The following is a 17,881-nucleotide window of genomic DNA, read 5'->3' as shown; positions in this document are numbered from 1 at the left end:
GTACGATGAGTGTATCGCTCGAGCAAAATGATTCATAAAGGAGAATGATTAGTGAATACGACTTATACGGCTCCGCTTACTCCCCTGTCGGATGAACAGATCGCCTTTTTCAGAGAAAACGGATATTTGTTATGGAAGAACGGCATGTCCAGCGATTTGATTGATGCCTTTAACGGACACATTTACGATATCAGGAACCAGTCCCCCATGCCGGAGTGGGCGGCTTGCGAGGAGTCCAAGAAATATTCGCTGCGTCTCTTTAATCCCCATAAGCATGACGGCATGTCCAGACAGCTTATGAAGCACGCGCTGGTCCGAGGGGCGCTGGCTCAGCTGATGGGCAAAGAAGCGGTATGCGTGCAAAGCATGTATTTCTACAAAGAACCGGGTTCGCCGGGACAGGCTGCCCATCAGGATTACTATTACATCAAGAATGATCCGATGACGATGATTGCCGCATGGACGGCGATGGAGGATCTGATCGATGTCGAGAACGGCTGCTTGTGGGTGATGCCGGGCACCCATAGGCTTGGGCTGCTGCCGCATGGCGCGGTCAAAAACATAGAGGAGCATGAGCCCTGGACCGAAGAAACGGAAGGCGTGGATACGAGTAAGCAGATTCCGGTTGTGATGGAGAAGGGAGATATCCTGTTTTTCAGCGAACTTCTTATCCATTCGTCAGGCAAAAACCGGAGCAAGCAGCGCTGGCGCCGTTCCTATGTATGCCATTACATCCGCGAGGATTCTCATGTGCTTCACCGGGAGGATTTGCGACAGAAATTTCCTTTATATTAAAGCACAAGAGTAGAGGGCTGGAAGGCTCTCTTCTTTTTGTGTATAATTAGTTTACAACCATAACGGTTTACAATGATAACTAAGAAGGTGCTTATAAGATGGCAGCGGATGCTATGACTATTTACCAGTCTTTTTTCCGGATTACCCGTCAGTTGAAAAAGCTGGCTTTTCACAGTGCGGCTAACCTTGGCTTAACCGTGCATCAGATCAATATTCTGGAATCTGTGCGGCTGAATCCGGGGCAAAAGCAGAAGGAACTGACGGAGAAGCTTGTCTTCGCCAAAAGCCGGGTCAGCGTACATATTGACCAGCTTGTGGAGAAAGGGCTTGTTGTACGGGAGCCTTCCGAGCAGGACCGCAGAGAGATCCAGCTGTTTATTACGCCGGCAGGCGAGGAGCTGTGCCGGCTGTACAATCTGGAAGCAGCCTCTTATAAAGCCTTAAGCGGCGCGCTTGAGAACCTGTCTCCGGATGATGTCGATAAGCTGCATAAGCTGCATCAGCAGATCCTGAATCATCTCTAAGCGACGCTTACGAAAGAAGGGGTACCGATGTCCAGAATGTACGGGGGACCGGGAGGAATGGGCTTTAACAAGATGAAGTTTGATGACGGGGCGAAGCCGAATATTACAAAAGCGATGCTCGTCCGCATCTCCGCCTATTTTGTCCCATACTGGAAACAGACCGTAGTTGTTTTGTTTATTTTGCTGCTTTCTTCGGGATTGGGGCTGCTGCCGCCGATATTTATCCAGCATATCGTGGACGATGCGCTGCCGAATAAAGATATGAGGCTGCTCTTGGAGCTCGTGCTTATATCGCTTGCCGCAACCGTTGCGTCCGGCCTGCTTGGCGTGCTGCAGAGCTATCTCAATTCCTATATTTCGCAAAATATCGTATACGATATGAAAAACCAGATGTACCGACACTTGCAAAAGATGCCTTTGCAGTTCTACTCCAACGTGAAACAGGGCGAAGTCATCACGAGAATGACAAGCGATATTTCCGGCATTCAAGGGGTATTCAACAGCACCGTAGTCAATTTTGCGAGCAACCTGTTTATTCTTGCGACAACGCTTGGAACGCTGTTTGTGATGAACTGGAAGCTGGCTATACTGGGGATGGTTGTTGTTCCCCTGTTTCTTGTTCCAACGCGCAAAATGGGCCGTGTCCGCTGGAAAATCGCCAAAGAGACCCAGGAGAAAATGTCCGAGCAGAACCATATCATCCAGGAAACGCTTAGCATTAGCGGTTATCTGCTGATGAAGCTGTTCACGAAGGAACGGAAGGAATACGAAGGCTTCAAGACCGTAAACGCCGAATCCACCCGTCTGCAGATCAGGGAATCCATGGCCGGCCGTTGGTTTATGATGCTGCTGTCCACGTTTACAACGATCGGCCCGATGCTGATTTACTTGTACGGCGGATATTTATATATTCAAGGGGAGATCTCGGTCGGGGAAATTATAAGCTTTGTTGCTTTGCTTGGCCGGATCTACGGACCGTTTGGCCAAATGACGAATCTGTACGTCGATATCAACCGCTCGATTGCGTTGTTTGAACGGATCTTCGATTACTTCGATATGGAGCCGGTCATCGTGAATAAGCCGGAGGCGCTGCCGGCGGATATTTCCGGGCAGGATATCGTATTTGAAGATGTGAGCTTTGCTTATCAGAAAGACAAACCCGCTCTGAGGAATATCTCGTTTATGGCGGAATCAGGGACAATGACAGCTCTTGTTGGTCCAAGCGGAGCGGGGAAGACAACCATTACGAACCTGCTGCCGCGGCTGTATGAGCGCAGCTCGGGCAGTATCCGGATTGGGCGGACGGATATCAAGGATATGACGCTGGAATCGCTACGGTCGCAGATTGGCTTGGTCACCCAGGACAGCTATCTGTTTAACGGGACGATCCGGGAAAATCTGATGTATGCCAATGACGACGCTTCGGAGGAAGACATGCAGGAGGCATGCAAAGCGGCGTATATCCATGATTTTATTATGGAGCTGCCGGATGGCTACGACACGGTGGTAGGCAACCGGGGGATGAAGCTGTCGGGCGGGGAAAAGCAGAGGATTTCCATCGCGAGGGTTCTGCTGAAAGACCCCGCTATTATTATTCTGGATGAGGCGACATCCTCGCTTGATACGGTATCGGAGTACTACATCCAGAAGGCAATGAGCGTCCTGCTGCAGAATAAGACAAGTATCGTTATTGCGCACCGGTTGTCGACCATCATGGCAGCCGATCAAATACTGGTCGTGCAGGACGGAACGATTGTGGAAAAAGGACAGCATGAAGAGCTGCTTCAGCAAAACGGGGTTTACAAAGACCTGCATGCCAAGCAGTTTGAGAGGATGAAGGAGGAACTATGACCGTAAATATTGCATTGCTGCGCGGCATTAATGTCGGCGGGAAAAACAAAATCAAGATGGCCGATTTGCGCGAGGCATTGACCGCAATCGGATTGCAGAATGTGCAGACGTATATTCAGAGCGGCAATATTTTGTTTAAGTCGGATGAGGATGAAGCTGCGCTGCGAAGCCGGACCGAGCAGCAGATTGAAACAGTGTTTGGGCTTTCGATCAAGGTCATTATGCGTACAGCGGAGGAGATGCGCGTTATTGCCGCAAGCTGTCCGTTTACCGAAGAGCAGCTTGCGGCGGCGGCAGCCACGGCGCAGGGGGAATACCTGTATGTGTCGATGATGCTGGAAGAGCCGTCAGCCGAACATCTGGATAAGCTCCGGTCGTTCGAAACCGCGGAGGAGCTCTTCGGCAGCAAGGGACGGGACTTGTATCTGTTGTTCTATCAAACGATTCGAAATTCCAAGCTCGCCGTGAAAGCGGAGAAGCTTGGCGTACATTCCACGGTCCGCAACTGGAACACGATTAACAAGCTTGTTGCGCTCGCGGACGGGATGGAATCGTCTACGTCTCCGTCATAACTCCGCCGTTTACATGGAGGACTTGGCCCGTAACAAACGAGGAATCATCGGAAGCGAGATAAATATAAGTAGGCGCAAGCTCGAACGGCTGGCCGGCGCGTTTCATCGGCGTCTCCAGGCCAAAGCTTTTGACATATTCAGCGGAATAGCTGGATACGATAAGCGGCGTCCAGATCGGACCGGGAGCAACGGCATTTACGCGTATGCCGCAGCTTACGAGCTGGAGGGACAAGGAACGGGTGAAGGAGACGATAGCTCCTTTCGTGGAGGAATAATCAACTAGCAGCGGTGCTCCCGCATAGGCCGTAACAGACGCCGTGCTAATAATGGAGCTTCCGGCCTTCAGGTGGGGGAGCGCGGCTTTCGTTAAATAGAAGTGAGGGAAGATGTTTGTTCTGTACGTATCTTCGAGCTGCTCGTTAGAGATGTCCAGAATGCATTTTTGCGGGAATTGCACGGCTTGATTCAAGACCAGGATGTCGAGGCAGCCGTAATGCCCGATTGTTTTTTGTACAACCTCCGAGGAAAATTCCGGCTTTCTAAGATCGCCTTCGATCAGCAGGCAGCGTCCTCCGTATTGCTCTACCATTTGCTTGGTTGCCAGCGCGTCTTCGCGTTCGTACAGATAAACGATCGCTACATCCGCGCCTTCCTTGGCAAATCCGATCGCAACGGCGCGGCCAATCCCGCTGTCGCCGCCCGTAATAATCGCGACCTTGCCTTTCAGCTTGCCGCTGCCCTTGTATTCCGGGTTATCCGAGATCGGAGCAGGATTCATGAGATATTCCAGGCCGGGCTGCCGATCCTGATGCTGCGGCGGGAAAGTTACCGGTACCTGCTTGCACTTGGTTTCCTGGCTGTAATAAGGATAAATGGGAATCATGTTGTGCCTCCAAAACAGAAAAGTTGCTACAGGATATTCACCTATTCCCGGGAAGGTGTACGGTTGCCTATACCAACCCCTAGGTACTGGCATACGCTAACGCAGGCATTAAATTACTTTTCTGATAAAGGAGTAATTTCAAATGACGAAATCTAATCGGACATTTGTTCCGGGAGGCTTTCCGCCAGGTGGTTTTCCGCCAGGCGGGTTCACGCCGCAACCTTGGGGATGGCAGCAACCTACAATATGGGGCTGGGGGCCGCCGCCGCGTCCGCCATGGTGGGGATGGGGACCACCTCCGCGTCCGCCATGGGGCGGACCTGGATGGGGGCCTGGAGTTGGACCGGGATTTGGGATGGGACCAGGCGGTCACGGTCCGGGTCTTGGCGGGCCAGGTGGACCGGGAGGCTTAGGCGGACCAGGTGGCCCGCCTCCGGGAGGACATCGGGTTAGCGGAAGGTAACTGAAGATATTTAAATTTAGCTTGATAGATTGTGTGTAAATCTATAGTAAAGGCGATAGTTGCTTCCATGAGGATGCAACTATCGCCTTTTTAAGTGTTTACTGCAATTACTAATATTTTTACAACATCCTAATTATTTGAAAATAATTATAGAACTTTAGTATCTGCTGTGATATTTTTATAGATGTGATTTTAGTAGGTAAGAATAACCAAATAGGGAGCGGGAATCATGAAAAAAGTAACAAGTCTTTTGCTGGCGATGCTGCTTGCTATTGGAGCATTGTTCGCAGGAGCGGCAAGCGCGGCAACCCCGGCAAGCGCGGCAACCCCGGCAACCCCGGCAACCCCGGCAACCCCGGCAACCCCGGCAACCCCGGCAACCCCGGCTGCGACTGACACCAGCCCGAGCTTCGCTGATGTGTCCGTCCACTGGGCGAAATCGGCAATCGACCGTTGGAGCTCAAGAGGGGTCATTAACGGGGTAACCTCACAGAAATTTGAACCGGAGCGTGCTATTACGCGCGGAGAATGGGCAGCATTAATTAATCGTCTTTTTCAATACCGTCAAGCAGCGGAGATTCATTTCAAGGATGTAGTTGCTGCTGATTGGTTTGCTAATGATGTAGCCATTGCTTATGAGACAGGCTACATGAAAGGTTATACGGACGGTACATTCCGCCCCAGTGCCAATATTTCACGAGAGGAAGCAGCGTTAACAATAGCAAAACTGCTTTCACTTCCGGCAGCTGCTGCGAATGCATCTTTCCATGATGGCGGCAAGATCTCGGGCTGGGCGTTGCAGGGAGTTGCTTCCGCTGCGCAAGCAGGTATTATCACAGGATACACAGATGGAGAGTTCAAGCCTGCCAAGCAAGTTACACGCGCTGAAGCGGCTAGCATCCTCGACCGTGCTTTTAATACATTCGGTGTCTGGACGGAAGCGGGAGTAAATGGTCCTGCCGAAGGCGTGCAGAAACAATCCGGCAGCGTTATCGTAAATTCGGCCGGCACTACGCTCCAAAACATGGATATTGCCGGTGATCTGATTATTGGCAAAAATGTCGGCAATGGCGATGTTTATTTGAAAAACGTTACGGTTCATGGAAAAACCTTCGTGTATGGCGGAGGCGAGAACAGCATTCACCTTGAAGATTCCGTGATTCTTACCGTAATCGTTAATAAAGCAGAGGGTACGGTGCGTATTGTCGCGAAAGGTAAAACGACCGTTCAGGAAATCACCGTTCAAACGGGCGCCAAATTGGAAGCGGCGGAAGGCGTGGATATTAGTAAAGTAACCCTTTCGAATCAATTGCCGAATAACTCCCGCGTTGTATTGACCGGACATTTTGATACCGTCAATGTTGAAGCGGAAAGCATTATTGTTCAGATTCCAAAAGGATCTATTGATCAAATGGTTGTGGCTGATTCGGCTGCCGGAACCAGCGTGCAAGCAGACAAGGATGCGACCATTGTTAACGCGGTACTAAACGCAGCTGTCAAAATGCTCGGCGAAGGTACGGTTGAGAAAGCGGTTGTCAACTCAACGGGCGTATCCATGGAAAAGGCTCCGAAAAAAATGGAGACAGGCAGTAACGTTCCCTCTGATGTCAAAGTAAACGTTGGCGGAAAAGAGCAGCCTGCAGGTACGGATAGTCAAGGCAGCATTGGCGGCGGTGAGCTTGGTGGAGGTAACTCTGGAGGCGGGAGCATAGGAGGCGGCAATACTGGCGGTGGCGACACAGGAGGCGGCAATACCGGTGGAAACACGGGTGGCGGCAATACCGGTGGCGGAGATACAGGCGGCAGCAATCCTGGAAACATTTATTTTGAGATAGATCTTGCCAAGGATCGAGTCATCAGTGGCGAACCCGTAACTGTGACAAGTACTCGCGACGGGATAGCTTACTTCACGGATGAATATTTTGAAAATACCGAAATGTTGAATGCTTTGGTAGATGCCGGTAAAGCCAAGAAAATGGAAGTGAAAAAGGATGTTCCGGCGAACTTTGATACTAGCGATTTAACCTTCAACAACTGGATGTACGTGGTTGTCATTGATTCAGAGGGTAAGTCTTCCTACCATCGAATGGTTACAATCTTGGATAAGGCCGGAACTCCGCTTGCTTCGTCGGGCGGCGGTGCCGAGACCAACTTTGAGTGGGAGAAGTTCAGAATTGAGTACAACCGTGATGTTAAGCTGGTCGAAGGTAAAGATCTCCGCGCGGCCATAACAATAGCCACAAAAGACAGTAACGGTGAATTTCTGCCGCTGAGTGCGGGAGATGCCGTGGAAATTAACGGAAACGAAATTCTGTATACGCCAGAGAAAAAGTTTAAGCTGCGAGAGGTACGGTTTAAAATTGCGGCAGGAACTTTAGAAACCTTGAATGGCGATGACCAGAACGATGAAACGATTTCGTATCAGCATGATTCCTATATGCTGATTTATGTAGATGGCGAAAGAAAAAGCAGCATGACAATCCCGGTAGGAACGGTTATCCATTTTAAGGTAACTCACGGCGGGACGGTTTACTTTGTTCTTGACGATACACCGGGCGGTAACTACGAATATGAGCAGGAAGTTAACAATAACTTTGGTGGCAAAGTGGTTATTCCCGATGAGGCGGCAGATCAAGAATATACATTCGATACGACCGGTTTCCAGCCAGGCGAAGATTATATGCTTATTACGGAATGGGGCTGGAGAGTTACTATTCATTTGACGGAGGCAGCAAAATAATAGAGTTTAAAAAGAACACGGCTTCTAAGCATAGAAGCCGTGTTCTTTTTGTTCAAGGCGCCTGCTGCAGCGCCTCCCGCGCAAAAGCAATCCATTCGCGCGTAGCAAACGACAGGTAGCTGTCACGGCGCCAGATCATGGCCAGATGCCAAGGAATGCTTGGCGAGGTCAGCGGGATGATGCGCAGCCGCTCTTGATCGAGCTCCCGGCATATCGCCTCGGGCAGCAACGCGATTCCCAGCTTGGCCGCTACCATCTCGCTGATGAAATCCCATTGGGTGCTCTTGAAGACGACATCCGGCTGGAATCCCAGCTTCTCGCACTCGGCGATGATCCGGTCATGCAGAGTAAATTCCTCGTGGAAGAACAGGAACGGCTCTTCCTTAAGCTCGATAAGCGGCACTTCAGTCCGGCTGGCGAGCTTATGCGAGGGAGGGACAACCAGCATAAGATCCTGCCGCAAGAAGCAGAAGGATTCGAACTTCTCTTCATTAGTCGGCAGCAGAATAACTCCGATATCCAGCGCGCCCGAGCCTACATCGGCCTCGACTTTTTTAGCTCCGTGCTCAAACAGCTGCATCGTAATTTTGGGATACTTCTCGCGGAACTTTCCGATAATGCGTGGGAAGAAGGTGACCCCGACCATAGGTGGCAAGCCTATCCGGATATGGCCGACCTTAAGCTCCATCAGCTCGGTCAGCCGCGAGTTCATATTGCCGAACGATTGGACCATTTGTTGGGCTTGCTCGAGCAGAATCGATCCTGCGTCGGTTATTACGATTTTTTTGCCGACGCGTTCGAACAGGACAACTCCCAGCTCTTCCTCGAGGCTTTTGATCATTTTGCTGATGGTCGGCTGGGTAATATACAGGGAGTTTGCGGCTTTCGTAAAGCTTTGGAAGCGGGCGGCTTCCACAAAATATTGCAGGTGTCTTATATCCAAGCGTGAGCTTCTCCTTATCCATAGATAATTGGAATGAAAACCATTCTGTAAATGTATTTTACCTATGAAAAAGGCTGCTGTACACTTCCATTAAAGGGAGTTGGCCGTAATGCGTTACGCAGTTAAATTATTGATTCAGGTTTTGTTCTTTATCGTATTCTCCTGGCTGATGAACCATATGGTTGAATGGCTTCATTTGCCTGTTCCCGGCAGTATTCTGGGCATGCTGATCCTGTTCGTTTTACTGCAAGCGAGAATTGTTCCGCGCAAATTTGTGGAGTCCGGCTCGGATTGGCTTATTGCGACGATGCTTCTCTTTTTTATTCCGCCCGCGGTTGGCATTATTGGCTACAAGCAGCTTATTATGAGCGAAGGCGTTCAAATCGCGCTTGTTATTGCCTTAGGTACCGTTATCGTCATGTTATGCAGCGGAATGGTCGCGCAGCAGGTTGCTAAACGCAAGGAGGAATGGCACGGATGATTATTGCGGCCGTAAGCTTTCTTATTACCGTTCTTGTCTATATATTGGCCCAAAAAATTTACCGTTATAAACCGATTTTGCTTTTATCTCCATTAATTGTGACACCCGTCGTGCTTATTGCGCTGCTGGCGGTGACGAGAACCAGTTATGCCGATTATAACGCAGGCGCGCATTGGCTGTCGGATATGCTTGGGCCGGCAACGATCGCTTTCGCTATTCCGTTGTCCAGACATTTTGATCTCATCAAAAAGCATGCGGCTCAAATCATAATCAGCGTATTAACCGGCTCGGCGGCAGCCGTTGCTTCGTCTTTATGGCTGGCACAAGGCCTTGGTCTTAATGACAAAATCGTTTATAGTCTTATCCCGCATTCCGCAACAACGCCGATCGCGATGAATGTCTCCCAAACCATTGGCGGCATTCCGACGATAACGGCCGTTGCCGTCATGGTGACTGGGATTTTCGGCTCTTTGGTCGGACCGCCCATTATCCGCTTGTTCAAGATCCGCAACGAAGTTGCGCGCGGTGTTCTGCTTGGAACAAGCGCGCATGGGGCAGGGACGTCCAAAGCGTTTGAGCTTGGCAGCGTCTCGGGCACCGTATCCAGCGTATCGATGATTCTGACGGCTGTTATTACGTTATTTCTGACACCGCTCCTGCTAGGCCATTAAAGCATCATCAGAGAGGAATACTCATCATGCAAACCTTATCGAAGCGGCAAACCGTATTGCTCATCGCTTTCCTTGTGCTGGTATGGGGGATCAACTGGCCGCTTTCCAAATATGCGCTTCATGATATGCCGCCTATATTGTTCTCGGGCGTTAGAACGTTACTTGGAGGACTACTTCTCCTTGCTGCCGCGGTTCCAAGATACCGCCGTCTGCGATTTAAGCAGACTTGGCCGGTCTATCTCTTGTCGGCAGTCGTTAACGTTGTGCTGTATTACGGGCTTCAGACGATTGGCATTCAGTATTTGCCGGCCGGTTTGTTCTCGGCGATCGTTTTTCTTCAGCCTGTATTAGTCGGGCTTTTCTCCTGGTTATGGCTTGGCGAGTTGATGAACGGGTTAAAAGTGATCGGCTTGGTTCTGGGCTTTGCAGGCGTAGGGGTTATATCGAGCGGTGCGAGCGGCGCTTCGGGGCATATTTCCGCAGCGGGTATTTTGCTGGCGCTTGGCTCAGCGCTCAGCTGGGCTTTGGGCACGATTTACGTGAAGAAGTCCAGCGGCAAGGTAGATAATATATGGCTTGTAACGATGCAGCTTATCATCGGCGGCGTGTTTATGACCGGGCTTGGTTCCGTTACCGAGAGCTGGTCGGAGGTGGAATGGAGCGGACGATTTATCTTCAGCCTGTTATTCATCTCCATCTTTGTTATCGCGCTTGGCTGGCTCGTCTTCTATAAGCTGATGGATTCGGGAGAAGCAAGCAAAGTCGCGTCCTTCACCTTCCTGATTCCGCTTGTAGCTATCCTGATCGGTACAATGTTCCTGCATGAGCCTTTTACTTATTCGTTGTTAATCGGACTTGTGCTGGTGCTTGGCAGCATCTATCTCGTGAATCGGCCGCGGCGCCCGAACGCTGTCCTTTCTGAATAATAAAAAAGAACCGTCTGAGAAGGCGGTTCTTATCCGTTATTAGTCCGGATAAAAGGATGATCATGAAGATCGAAGGTTTCATAAGCCTTTCCCACCATATCCTTGTCCTTGTCGAATAAATGGGACGCTTTATCGAAAATGCCGCTTGCCTTGGCTACATGGTTAAGCTGCTCGACCATAAATTCAGAATTGCAGAGCACAAGCACCTTTTTACTATAGGCGGTAAGTTCCTGCTGGAATTGTACGGCTCTTTCCGCGACTTCGGGAGAATAAACGACTGGCTCACCGTCGGAGGTTACCATGCCGCGATGGTCCACCAGCACGTCAAGCTCGTCTTTTCCGTATGCGGAGCAAATGCCAAGCACGATATTGGACATGTATTCTACGTCCTGCTTGCCCGATGCCAAGCCGTTTACCTGAAACGACAGCAGCTTTTTATCCGGATCAAGCGTATAATGAACCCGGTCTTTGAAAGGAACGAGGAAGTCTTTCGGCTGATAGGCTTGCTTGGGAGAGAAGCGTTCGCCCGAGAATAGATAAGCAACGGTGATTTGCAAGGCGGAGGCGATCTTCTCGATATTGATAATGCTCACATTTCGTTCCCCTCGTTCAACGCCGCTTATGTAACTCCGGTCAAGACCCGCCCGATAGGCCAGATGCTCCTGTGACATTCCGCTCCGGGCGCGCAGCTCTTTGATTCTTTGTCCAAATTCGATGCGAATATCCACGTTAGTCCGCCCCCAGAATCTAGTATTCTCCTTTGAGATTATCCGCAATGTGACTTAAAGTCAACAGACGGATAGCCATAATGGCGATATGATAGATTCAGTTCATTGTCGTAGGAGGATTTTATGCCATTTATCCAATTACGGGATATTCCGGTCAACTATCAGATTTATAATGAGAATTCCACTTCGGAAACCATCGTTCTTATACATGGCTTGGGGCTCAACCAGGAGGTTTGGGAGCCCATTCTGCCTTACGTCAGTAAGCAATATAGGGTTGTAGCGTTTGATTTGCGGGGTCATGGTCACACCCGGCGGGGAGATGCTGATCTAAGCTGGGAGTTATTTATGGAGGACTTGCGTATGCTGCTGACGCAGCTGGAGCTTGGGCCTGTCCATTTGCTGGGTCACGGCTTTGGCGCGACGTTGGCCGTGAAGTTCAGCATCCAACATGCCGAGCTGGTGAAAAACCTCATTTTGCTGTCAACGCCAGCCTTTCTGCAAAGAAAAACGATCGAGTCTGCGGTCTATATCCGCAAGCGGTTAACTAGCAAAGGGTCGATGCTGACGCTGGCGGAGAGCATGGTGAGCGGGGTCTTCAAGCTGTCCGCTGACAGTTCGTTATACGGGAAAATCATATCGGCGTATGTGTCGGTCGATCCGGCAACGTATTTTGACACATTGCAATTATATATGCAATCTCCGGTTAACAAGGATTTTGAGCAATTGGACCATCCTACGCTGGCCATGGTCGGCTCCGAGGATTCGATCACCTTGACATCCAATGCTCTATCTTCCCAGCTGTTGATGCATTCCTCCATGGTTGTAGTTCCGGGCGCAACCAATACGTTATTTATTGATCAGCCTCAATTTACGTTTGAACGGATACGCGAATTTATTGCGGATCCATCGCAAGTGGTGACGGACTACTCTTCCTTTGAATGTCATGTCGCCAAATACGTAATGCAGTATTTCAACGATGCATTTGAACAATTACTGAACAAAAAGGCGGTACAGGCATAAACTGTATCGTTTTTTTTTGTTTAAAAAAAACTCTCCATTCAGGCGGATGACGGAACTCGTTATAATAAAACATAATTGCTTGAAGGGTTAGTGAGGAACATGGATATTGAAAACACGATTTCGAATATAGTTGACACCCTGAAACAAATAAAAGGCGTAACGGCTATTGTTCTTGGCGGTTCGAGGGCCAGAGGAACCGAAAATCCCAATTCGGATATGGATATCGGTATCTATTACGATTCCGAGACGGGGCTGGACATCCCGCAGCTTCGCCAAGCGGCTGCGGAAATGGACGACGAGCATAGAGAAAACGTTGTGACGGAATTAGGCGAATGGGGACCATGGATTAATGGCGGGGGCTGGCTGACAATCAATCGTATTCCCGTCGACCTCCTGTATCGGGATCAGAACAAAGTGTCGCAAGTAATCGAACTGTGCTTCAAGGGCGATATCACGATTGATTATCAACCGGGACATCCCCATGGATTTGCGAACTCGATTTATTTGGCCGAGATAGCGTTATGCAAAGTGTTATGGGATCCATCGGGAATCGTAGGACAGTTGAAAGGCAGAACAACTCCGTATCCAATTGTTTTGAAAAAAGCAAATATCCAAAGATTCTTCTGGGAGGCCGGTTTTTCTCTCGAAAATGGATACAAGGGTATCTACAAGAACGATTTATCCTATATCGCTGGTTGCTGTTTCAGATCGGTGGCTTGCTTGAATCAGGTACTGTTTGCTCTTAATGAAACTTACCTGATGAATGAAAAAGGAGCATCAGCTATCGTAGATTCGTTCGCTATCGCACCACGCCGTTATTCCTATAGAGTAAATGAAATCTTCGCTTTAATTATAGAGGATCCGGATAGCTTGAAGAACGCCTTGAACCTGCTGCGGGAACTCATTGAGGAAACAGAACAACTTATTAAGTAAGTATTTGACAAATCTGTACGTTCTGTTGTAAAAAAGTAATAACAAAATGATATTCCAACTTGCGATGATGAAGAGAGTACGCATAACGAATACTCCAGAGAGCTGATGGATGGTGCGAATCAGTGTAGGGATTATGCCGAAGTGGGCTTCTGAGCATCCAAACCGAAAAAGACTTTGAGTAGGCTTTGGCGAAAGTCTCGTCGTTACAAGAGACGCGTATTCCAGCATCCAGCATGCGTCGATACGTCAAAGCGAGTCTGATTTGCGCAAATCGGGCTAATGAAGGTGGTACCACGGGGTTTCTCGTCCTTTTCCAAGGATGAGAGCCCCTTTTTTATTTTATTTTGCAGAAGGGAGCAGAAACATGAGCATTGTATTAACAGGCATCAAGCCAACAGGCAAAGTGCACATCGGCAATTACATCGCGGCTATCAAGCCAGCCTTGCAAATGGCCAAAAATCGCGATCGCACAGCTTTGTATTTTATCGCTGATTATCATGGTCTAACGTTTATTCAGAATCGGGATGAGTTTAACGACTTGTCTTACGGGATTGCGGCGACCTGGCTGGCTCTAGGGCTTGATCCGGAGCAGGTTGTTTTTTACCGCCAATCGGATGTGCCGGAGATTTTTGAGCTTAGCTGGATTCTGGCCTGTATGGCGCCTAAAGGTCTGATGAATCGTGCTCATGCTTATAAAGCGATCGTGGATAAGAACGAGCAGCTGGGCCAGGATACCGATACGGGCGTTAATATGGGCTTGTTTACTTACCCGATCTTGATGGCGGCGGATATCTTGCTTTTTCAAACGGATCAAGTTCCTGTCGGCAAAGATCAGATTCAGCATGTCGAGATTGCAAGGGATCTGGCGGAAGCTTTTAACCGCAACTATGGTGAGACCTTCAAGCTGCCCGACTATATCGTGGATGAACAAACCGCAGTGATTCCGGGACTGGATGGCCGAAAAATGAGCAAAAGCTACAACAATACCATTCCGCTGTTTGAGTCAGCCGAAAGCTTGAAGAAGCTGATAAGCAGAATCAAGACCGATTCTACCGCGCCGCACGAGCCCAAAGACCCTGACACATCGAATATTTATCTGCTTTATAAAGAGTTTGCTGCGGATGAGCAAGTCGAAGAGTTACGCGAAAAATTCCAAAGCGGTATCAGCTGGGGGGGAGCCAAGCAGGAGCTTTATGAAGTTATGAATCGTTTCTTGGAGGAACCGCGGGAGAAATATAACCAATACATGGCGAACAGAGATCAGATTGATGAGATACTGCGAGAAGGCGCTAAGAAAGCAAGAGCTATAGCACAACCCTTGCTGGAGCAGGTGAAATACAAGTTGGGGAGATACAGGTGAAAATAGATGCCATCCATATCTTGTTATGGTGATTTGGACGGTAATCTAGTCGTTGCGCATACAGCTTAGATAGTTACGGAAGAGAAGAAAACTCTACGGCCTCTTGATGAGGTTGTAGAGTTTTTCTTCTTAATCATTCAACCCTTTGCCGTCAAGAATGTGCTGATAGTATTTTTCAATTCTGGCTTCGCGAGTCTTGGGTTGCTTGGCGGCGGAGAAATGAAGCAGGTAGGCTCTTTGCCGGCCTGGCGTTAAAGCTTCAAACGCTACTTTAAAAGCAGGCTGGTCATCGAATTTAGCCTGAAGCTCTTCAGGGACCGCATATTCGTCATTCTTCTTATAGGAAATTTCCTGACCGGATTTCTCAACCTCCACGGCCTCCTGAATATAAGCCTTCAGGATATCTTCCATTTCAATAATTTGCTCCACATTCGTGAACCGGATTTGGCGAGCAGCCTGCACGTTTTCCGTCTGCTGAATGAGGATGCCTTTAGGGTCCTTGAGCAGAGCGCCTTTCTGAAACAGAATGGCACAGTACTCTTTAAAGCCGTGGATGATTAAAATGTTTTTGCCTTCATGCGTATAGCAGGGATGCATCCACTTGAAATCTTCGGTCAGTTCACATTCAAGAACGATCTCTCTCAGCTTGATATATTCTTCTTTCCACTTCTTAGACTTGTTTATAAAACCATCAACTTTGCGGTTTAAAGTACTGTTTGTCATTAGAAAAACCTCTCATTACGATTAATACAACCGATTCTTATAACCGTCCTCAAGCCGGGCGGCAATGACCTCGGGCGTTGATCCATCCAGGTTGGCGTGCTCGGAAATGATTTTGGCAGGGGAGGGCAGCCGCTCTTTGTCGAGCCACGTTTCGGGCTTCCAAAGCTGTGAGCGCAGGAAAGCTTTAGCGCAATGCATATAGCATTCCTCGGCCTCTACGACGATACCGATTTGAGGTGCTCGGTCTTTTACAGCCAATGGCTTTAATAGATTTTCCTCTTTGGTTATGTAAGCGCGGCCGTTTATTCTTAAAGTTTCTCCAAGTCCGGGAATAAAGAACTGAAGACCGACATGCGGATTCGATAAAATGTTGCGCAAGGTGTCTATTCTTTTGTTGCCAGGACGCTCTGGAATAATCAGATGCTTGTCATCCATAACTTGAACAAACCCCGGCGCATCGCCTCTTGGGGATACATCGCAATTCCCGTGGGAATCCGCAGTGGATACAACAAGAAAAGGAGATTTGGAAATGTAGTTGCGGCAGTTAGAATCGATGACGGAAATAACCTTATGCTCTACAAGCTCACTCGGATAGCCGATTAACGATCGAAGCTCCGCTTCGGAAGTAATCAACTGGCTTTGATCTATTCCTGTCAACACGCAATCACCCTCTCATGGAGATTCCATCATTTTACCATAGGTTAGAAGGGGTTACGAGGTAGAACTCGAAGGAAGTGCTGGTGGCAGAATATGAGTGTATATAAATAGAAGGGACTGACCGAAAGCTTTGTGGCTTACGAGTCAGCCCCTTTATTAAGTGGCTTAACGATGTGGGACATCGTCAAGCCTTGCTAAAAGTGACTTTGTCGAGTTCTTAACGATACGGAACATCGTTAAGAACACTGAAATGGCGCGAAAATGCTCTCTATGAAGAGATATGTGAATTCTTAACGATATGGGGCATCGTAAAGCCTTCAATAAAAGGAACGTAGGAGCCCGTTAACGATACGCCATATCGTAAAGAGCCATGAAGTAGCCCCAAAAGGTGCTCCGAGCTATGCGTTCTCCTGCAGCCGCCTCCGGTATTCCCTCGGCGTGCAGCCAAAGCGCTGGCGGAATACGGTGTTGAAGTAGCTCAAGCTGTTGAAGCCAACGTCGAGCGCGACTTCCATGATCTTGGCATCGGACTGACGAAGGCGGCTGGCCGCTTGTTGGACGCGGTAGCTGTTCATATATTCGATGGGGCTTTTGGTTGTCATCCGTTTGAAGAAACGGCAGAAATACGACTCGCTCATCCTTGCCAGCTCGGCAAGCTTCTGCAGAGGTATAGGCTCGGCATAATTTTGCTCGATATATTCGATTACGGTCTTGAGCCGTTCAATTCGGAAGCCTTCTTGTTCGGGCTTAACCCGCACGGACGGTTTTCCCAAGGTGACCAGCTTGGCCATTATGCCAAATAACAAGCCTTTAATCGTTAGCTCCGAAGCAGCCTGTTCGCTATGATGAACCGCGAATAACTGATCGAGCATCGCAAGAAGCTCCATGCTTGGACCCGGCTCCCGGCGCAAATGGGCTGGTACCTCATATCTTCTCTCAAGAATGGGAGAAATATAACGGTCGAACAAATAATCGATTGATCCGCTGCCAAGCAAGCTGGAATGGAAGACAACCGCGTAAAAAGAGCATGGTGCCTCTCCAACAATATAGCCGGAATGAAGCTCGCCGGAATTAACGAAGATTGCTTCTCCCGCTTGCAGTTCATAATCCTGCAGATCTACCCGGAATACGGCTTTTCCTTCCGTCACTAGCAGCAGCTCAAGCTCGTCATGCCAATGCAAATCGAGTAGAGGTTCATCAGCCGGACAGGTAATTTCGTACAGACTAACCGGATAGATCGGGTTACCATGCTTGCGAGCTTCTTTTAACAAGGATTTATCCATAACCAAAACTCCCAAATAAAAATAGCTAATGTCAAAATCGTGATAATAATGAGCAATATTTAGGCAGAGTTAAAGAGAATAAGACAATATTATTATAACATAACCGTTTACAAGGTACGAGAAGCTACTGAGTAAGCTAGCAACAACCTAGAAATCCTTGCAAGGCAAGACTTTTATGACGTTTCATAAAGCAAACGCTTACGAAGCTATAATTGCTTCGCAATTATTAAGCGAATGCTTACGAAGCCATAATTGCTTCACAATTCATTAAGCAGATGCTTACGAAGCCATAATTGCTTCGCAATTATTAAGCAAATGCTTACGAAGT

At 48.8% G+C, this 17,881-nt stretch carries 18 protein-coding genes and 1 other annotated feature; of the genes, 12 read left to right on the top strand and 6 right to left on the bottom strand.

All coding sequences use genetic code 11. The features are described 5' to 3' along the window. Window positions 1-51 precede the first annotated feature (51 nt). From WFK81_RS15480 to WFK81_RS15465, 4 genes are all read left to right on the top strand, one after another. Window positions 52-795 (top strand): phytanoyl-CoA dioxygenase family protein, encoded by a 744-nt coding sequence (locus tag WFK81_RS15480; protein ID WP_336787289.1) that lies wholly within the window; start codon window positions 52-54, stop codon window positions 793-795. Between the two features lie 98 nt (window positions 796-893). Continuing rightward, a complete protein-coding gene (locus WFK81_RS15475) occupies window positions 894-1,319 on the top strand; it encodes a MarR family winged helix-turn-helix transcriptional regulator (RefSeq protein ID WP_336787288.1) in 426 nt (141 codons plus the stop codon). 27 nt (window positions 1,320-1,346) lie between these two features. Next, the gene (locus WFK81_RS15470) at window positions 1,347-3,170 is read left to right on the top strand and encodes an ABC transporter ATP-binding protein (protein WP_336787287.1); all 1,824 of its coding nucleotides are present in this window, start codon (window positions 1,347-1,349) and stop codon (window positions 3,168-3,170) included. Next, entirely contained in the window at window positions 3,167-3,742 is a 576-nt protein-coding gene (locus WFK81_RS15465; protein ID WP_336787286.1) for a DUF1697 domain-containing protein, read from the top strand. The genes WFK81_RS15470 and WFK81_RS15465 overlap by 4 nt, the downstream gene beginning before the upstream one ends. Here the strand turns inward: WFK81_RS15465 and WFK81_RS15460 are convergent. Then, on the bottom strand, window positions 3,726-4,625 hold the full coding sequence (locus tag WFK81_RS15460; RefSeq protein ID WP_336787285.1) for an SDR family oxidoreductase: 900 nt from the start codon (window positions 4,623-4,625) through the stop codon (window positions 3,726-3,728). The genes WFK81_RS15465 and WFK81_RS15460 overlap by 17 nt on opposite strands. A 142-nt stretch (window positions 4,626-4,767) precedes the next feature. On the opposite strand from WFK81_RS15460, the gene WFK81_RS15455 reads away from it, so the two are divergent. Both WFK81_RS15455 and WFK81_RS15450 read left to right on the top strand, forming a co-directional pair. Continuing rightward, window positions 4,768-5,088 (top strand): hypothetical protein, encoded by a 321-nt coding sequence (locus WFK81_RS15455; protein WP_336787284.1) that lies wholly within the window; start codon window positions 4,768-4,770, stop codon window positions 5,086-5,088. A gap of 229 nt (window positions 5,089-5,317) precedes the next feature. Then, complete coding sequence (locus tag WFK81_RS15450) at window positions 5,318-7,828, top strand: S-layer homology domain-containing protein (RefSeq protein ID WP_336787283.1); 2,511 nt, start codon at window positions 5,318-5,320, stop codon at window positions 7,826-7,828. Between the two features lie 52 nt (window positions 7,829-7,880). Here the strand turns inward: WFK81_RS15450 and cidR are convergent, their stop codons facing one another. Then, the gene (cidR, locus tag WFK81_RS15445; protein WP_336787282.1) at window positions 7,881-8,771 is read right to left on the bottom strand and encodes a cidABC operon transcriptional activator CidR; all 891 of its coding nucleotides are present in this window, start codon (window positions 8,769-8,771) and stop codon (window positions 7,881-7,883) included. 109 nt (window positions 8,772-8,880) lie between these two features. On the opposite strand from cidR, the gene WFK81_RS15440 reads away from it, so the two are divergent. Genes WFK81_RS15440 through WFK81_RS15430 form a run of 3 tightly spaced genes read left to right on the top strand, consistent with a single transcriptional unit; the run spans window position 8,881 to window position 10,849 of the window. Further along, on the top strand, window positions 8,881-9,252 hold the full coding sequence (locus WFK81_RS15440) for a CidA/LrgA family protein (protein ID WP_336787281.1): 372 nt from the start codon (window positions 8,881-8,883) through the stop codon (window positions 9,250-9,252). Next, window positions 9,249-9,923, top strand: a complete 675-nt coding sequence (locus tag WFK81_RS15435) for an LrgB family protein (RefSeq protein ID WP_336787280.1) — start codon at window positions 9,249-9,251, stop codon at window positions 9,921-9,923. The genes WFK81_RS15440 and WFK81_RS15435 overlap by 4 nt, the downstream gene beginning before the upstream one ends. A gap of 26 nt (window positions 9,924-9,949) precedes the next feature. Then, entirely contained in the window at window positions 9,950-10,849 is a 900-nt protein-coding gene (locus WFK81_RS15430) for a DMT family transporter (RefSeq protein WP_336787279.1), read from the top strand. 29 nt (window positions 10,850-10,878) lie between these two features. On the opposite strand, the gene WFK81_RS15425 is transcribed toward WFK81_RS15430, so the two are convergent. Continuing rightward, window positions 10,879-11,577, bottom strand: coding sequence for a helix-turn-helix domain-containing protein (locus WFK81_RS15425; protein WP_336787278.1), 699 nt, complete (start codon window positions 11,575-11,577; stop codon window positions 10,879-10,881). A gap of 123 nt (window positions 11,578-11,700) precedes the next feature. Between WFK81_RS15425 and WFK81_RS15420 the strand changes: the two genes are divergently transcribed. The 3 genes from WFK81_RS15420 to WFK81_RS15410 all read left to right on the top strand — a co-directional run bounded on the left by WFK81_RS15420 (window position 11,701) and on the right by WFK81_RS15410 (window position 14,890). After that, on the top strand, window positions 11,701-12,597 hold the full coding sequence (locus WFK81_RS15420) for an alpha/beta fold hydrolase (protein ID WP_336787277.1): 897 nt from the start codon (window positions 11,701-11,703) through the stop codon (window positions 12,595-12,597). A gap of 99 nt (window positions 12,598-12,696) precedes the next feature. Continuing rightward, complete coding sequence (locus tag WFK81_RS15415; RefSeq protein WP_336787276.1) at window positions 12,697-13,530, top strand: nucleotidyltransferase domain-containing protein; 834 nt, start codon at window positions 12,697-12,699, stop codon at window positions 13,528-13,530. 55 nt (window positions 13,531-13,585) lie between these two features. Further along, window positions 13,586-13,844, top strand: a binding site (T-box leader). Between the two features lie 50 nt (window positions 13,845-13,894). Further along, window positions 13,895-14,890, top strand: a complete 996-nt coding sequence (locus WFK81_RS15410) for a tryptophan--tRNA ligase (RefSeq protein WP_336787275.1) — start codon at window positions 13,895-13,897, stop codon at window positions 14,888-14,890. Between the two features lie 129 nt (window positions 14,891-15,019). On the opposite strand, the gene WFK81_RS15405 is transcribed toward WFK81_RS15410, so the two are convergent. From WFK81_RS15405 to WFK81_RS15395, 3 genes are all read right to left on the bottom strand, one after another. Then, window positions 15,020-15,613, bottom strand: a complete 594-nt coding sequence (locus tag WFK81_RS15405; RefSeq protein ID WP_336787274.1) for a YdeI/OmpD-associated family protein — start codon at window positions 15,611-15,613, stop codon at window positions 15,020-15,022. A 21-nt stretch (window positions 15,614-15,634) separates the two neighbouring features. Then, the gene (locus tag WFK81_RS15400; protein WP_336787333.1) at window positions 15,635-16,270 is read right to left on the bottom strand and encodes a pyridoxamine 5'-phosphate oxidase family protein; all 636 of its coding nucleotides are present in this window, start codon (window positions 16,268-16,270) and stop codon (window positions 15,635-15,637) included. A 398-nt stretch (window positions 16,271-16,668) separates the two neighbouring features. Continuing rightward, entirely contained in the window at window positions 16,669-17,553 is an 885-nt protein-coding gene (locus WFK81_RS15395) for a helix-turn-helix transcriptional regulator (RefSeq protein WP_336787273.1), read from the bottom strand. Window positions 17,554-17,881: the final 328 nt, after the last annotated feature.

Origin of the sequence: Paenibacillus sp. MMO-177, from assembly GCF_037147795.1 — a bacterium.
Classification (GTDB): domain Bacteria; phylum Bacillota; class Bacilli; order Paenibacillales; family Paenibacillaceae; genus Pristimantibacillus.
Note: the sequence above shows the minus strand (reverse complement) of the source record. Positions and strands in the feature narration are given on the sequence as shown.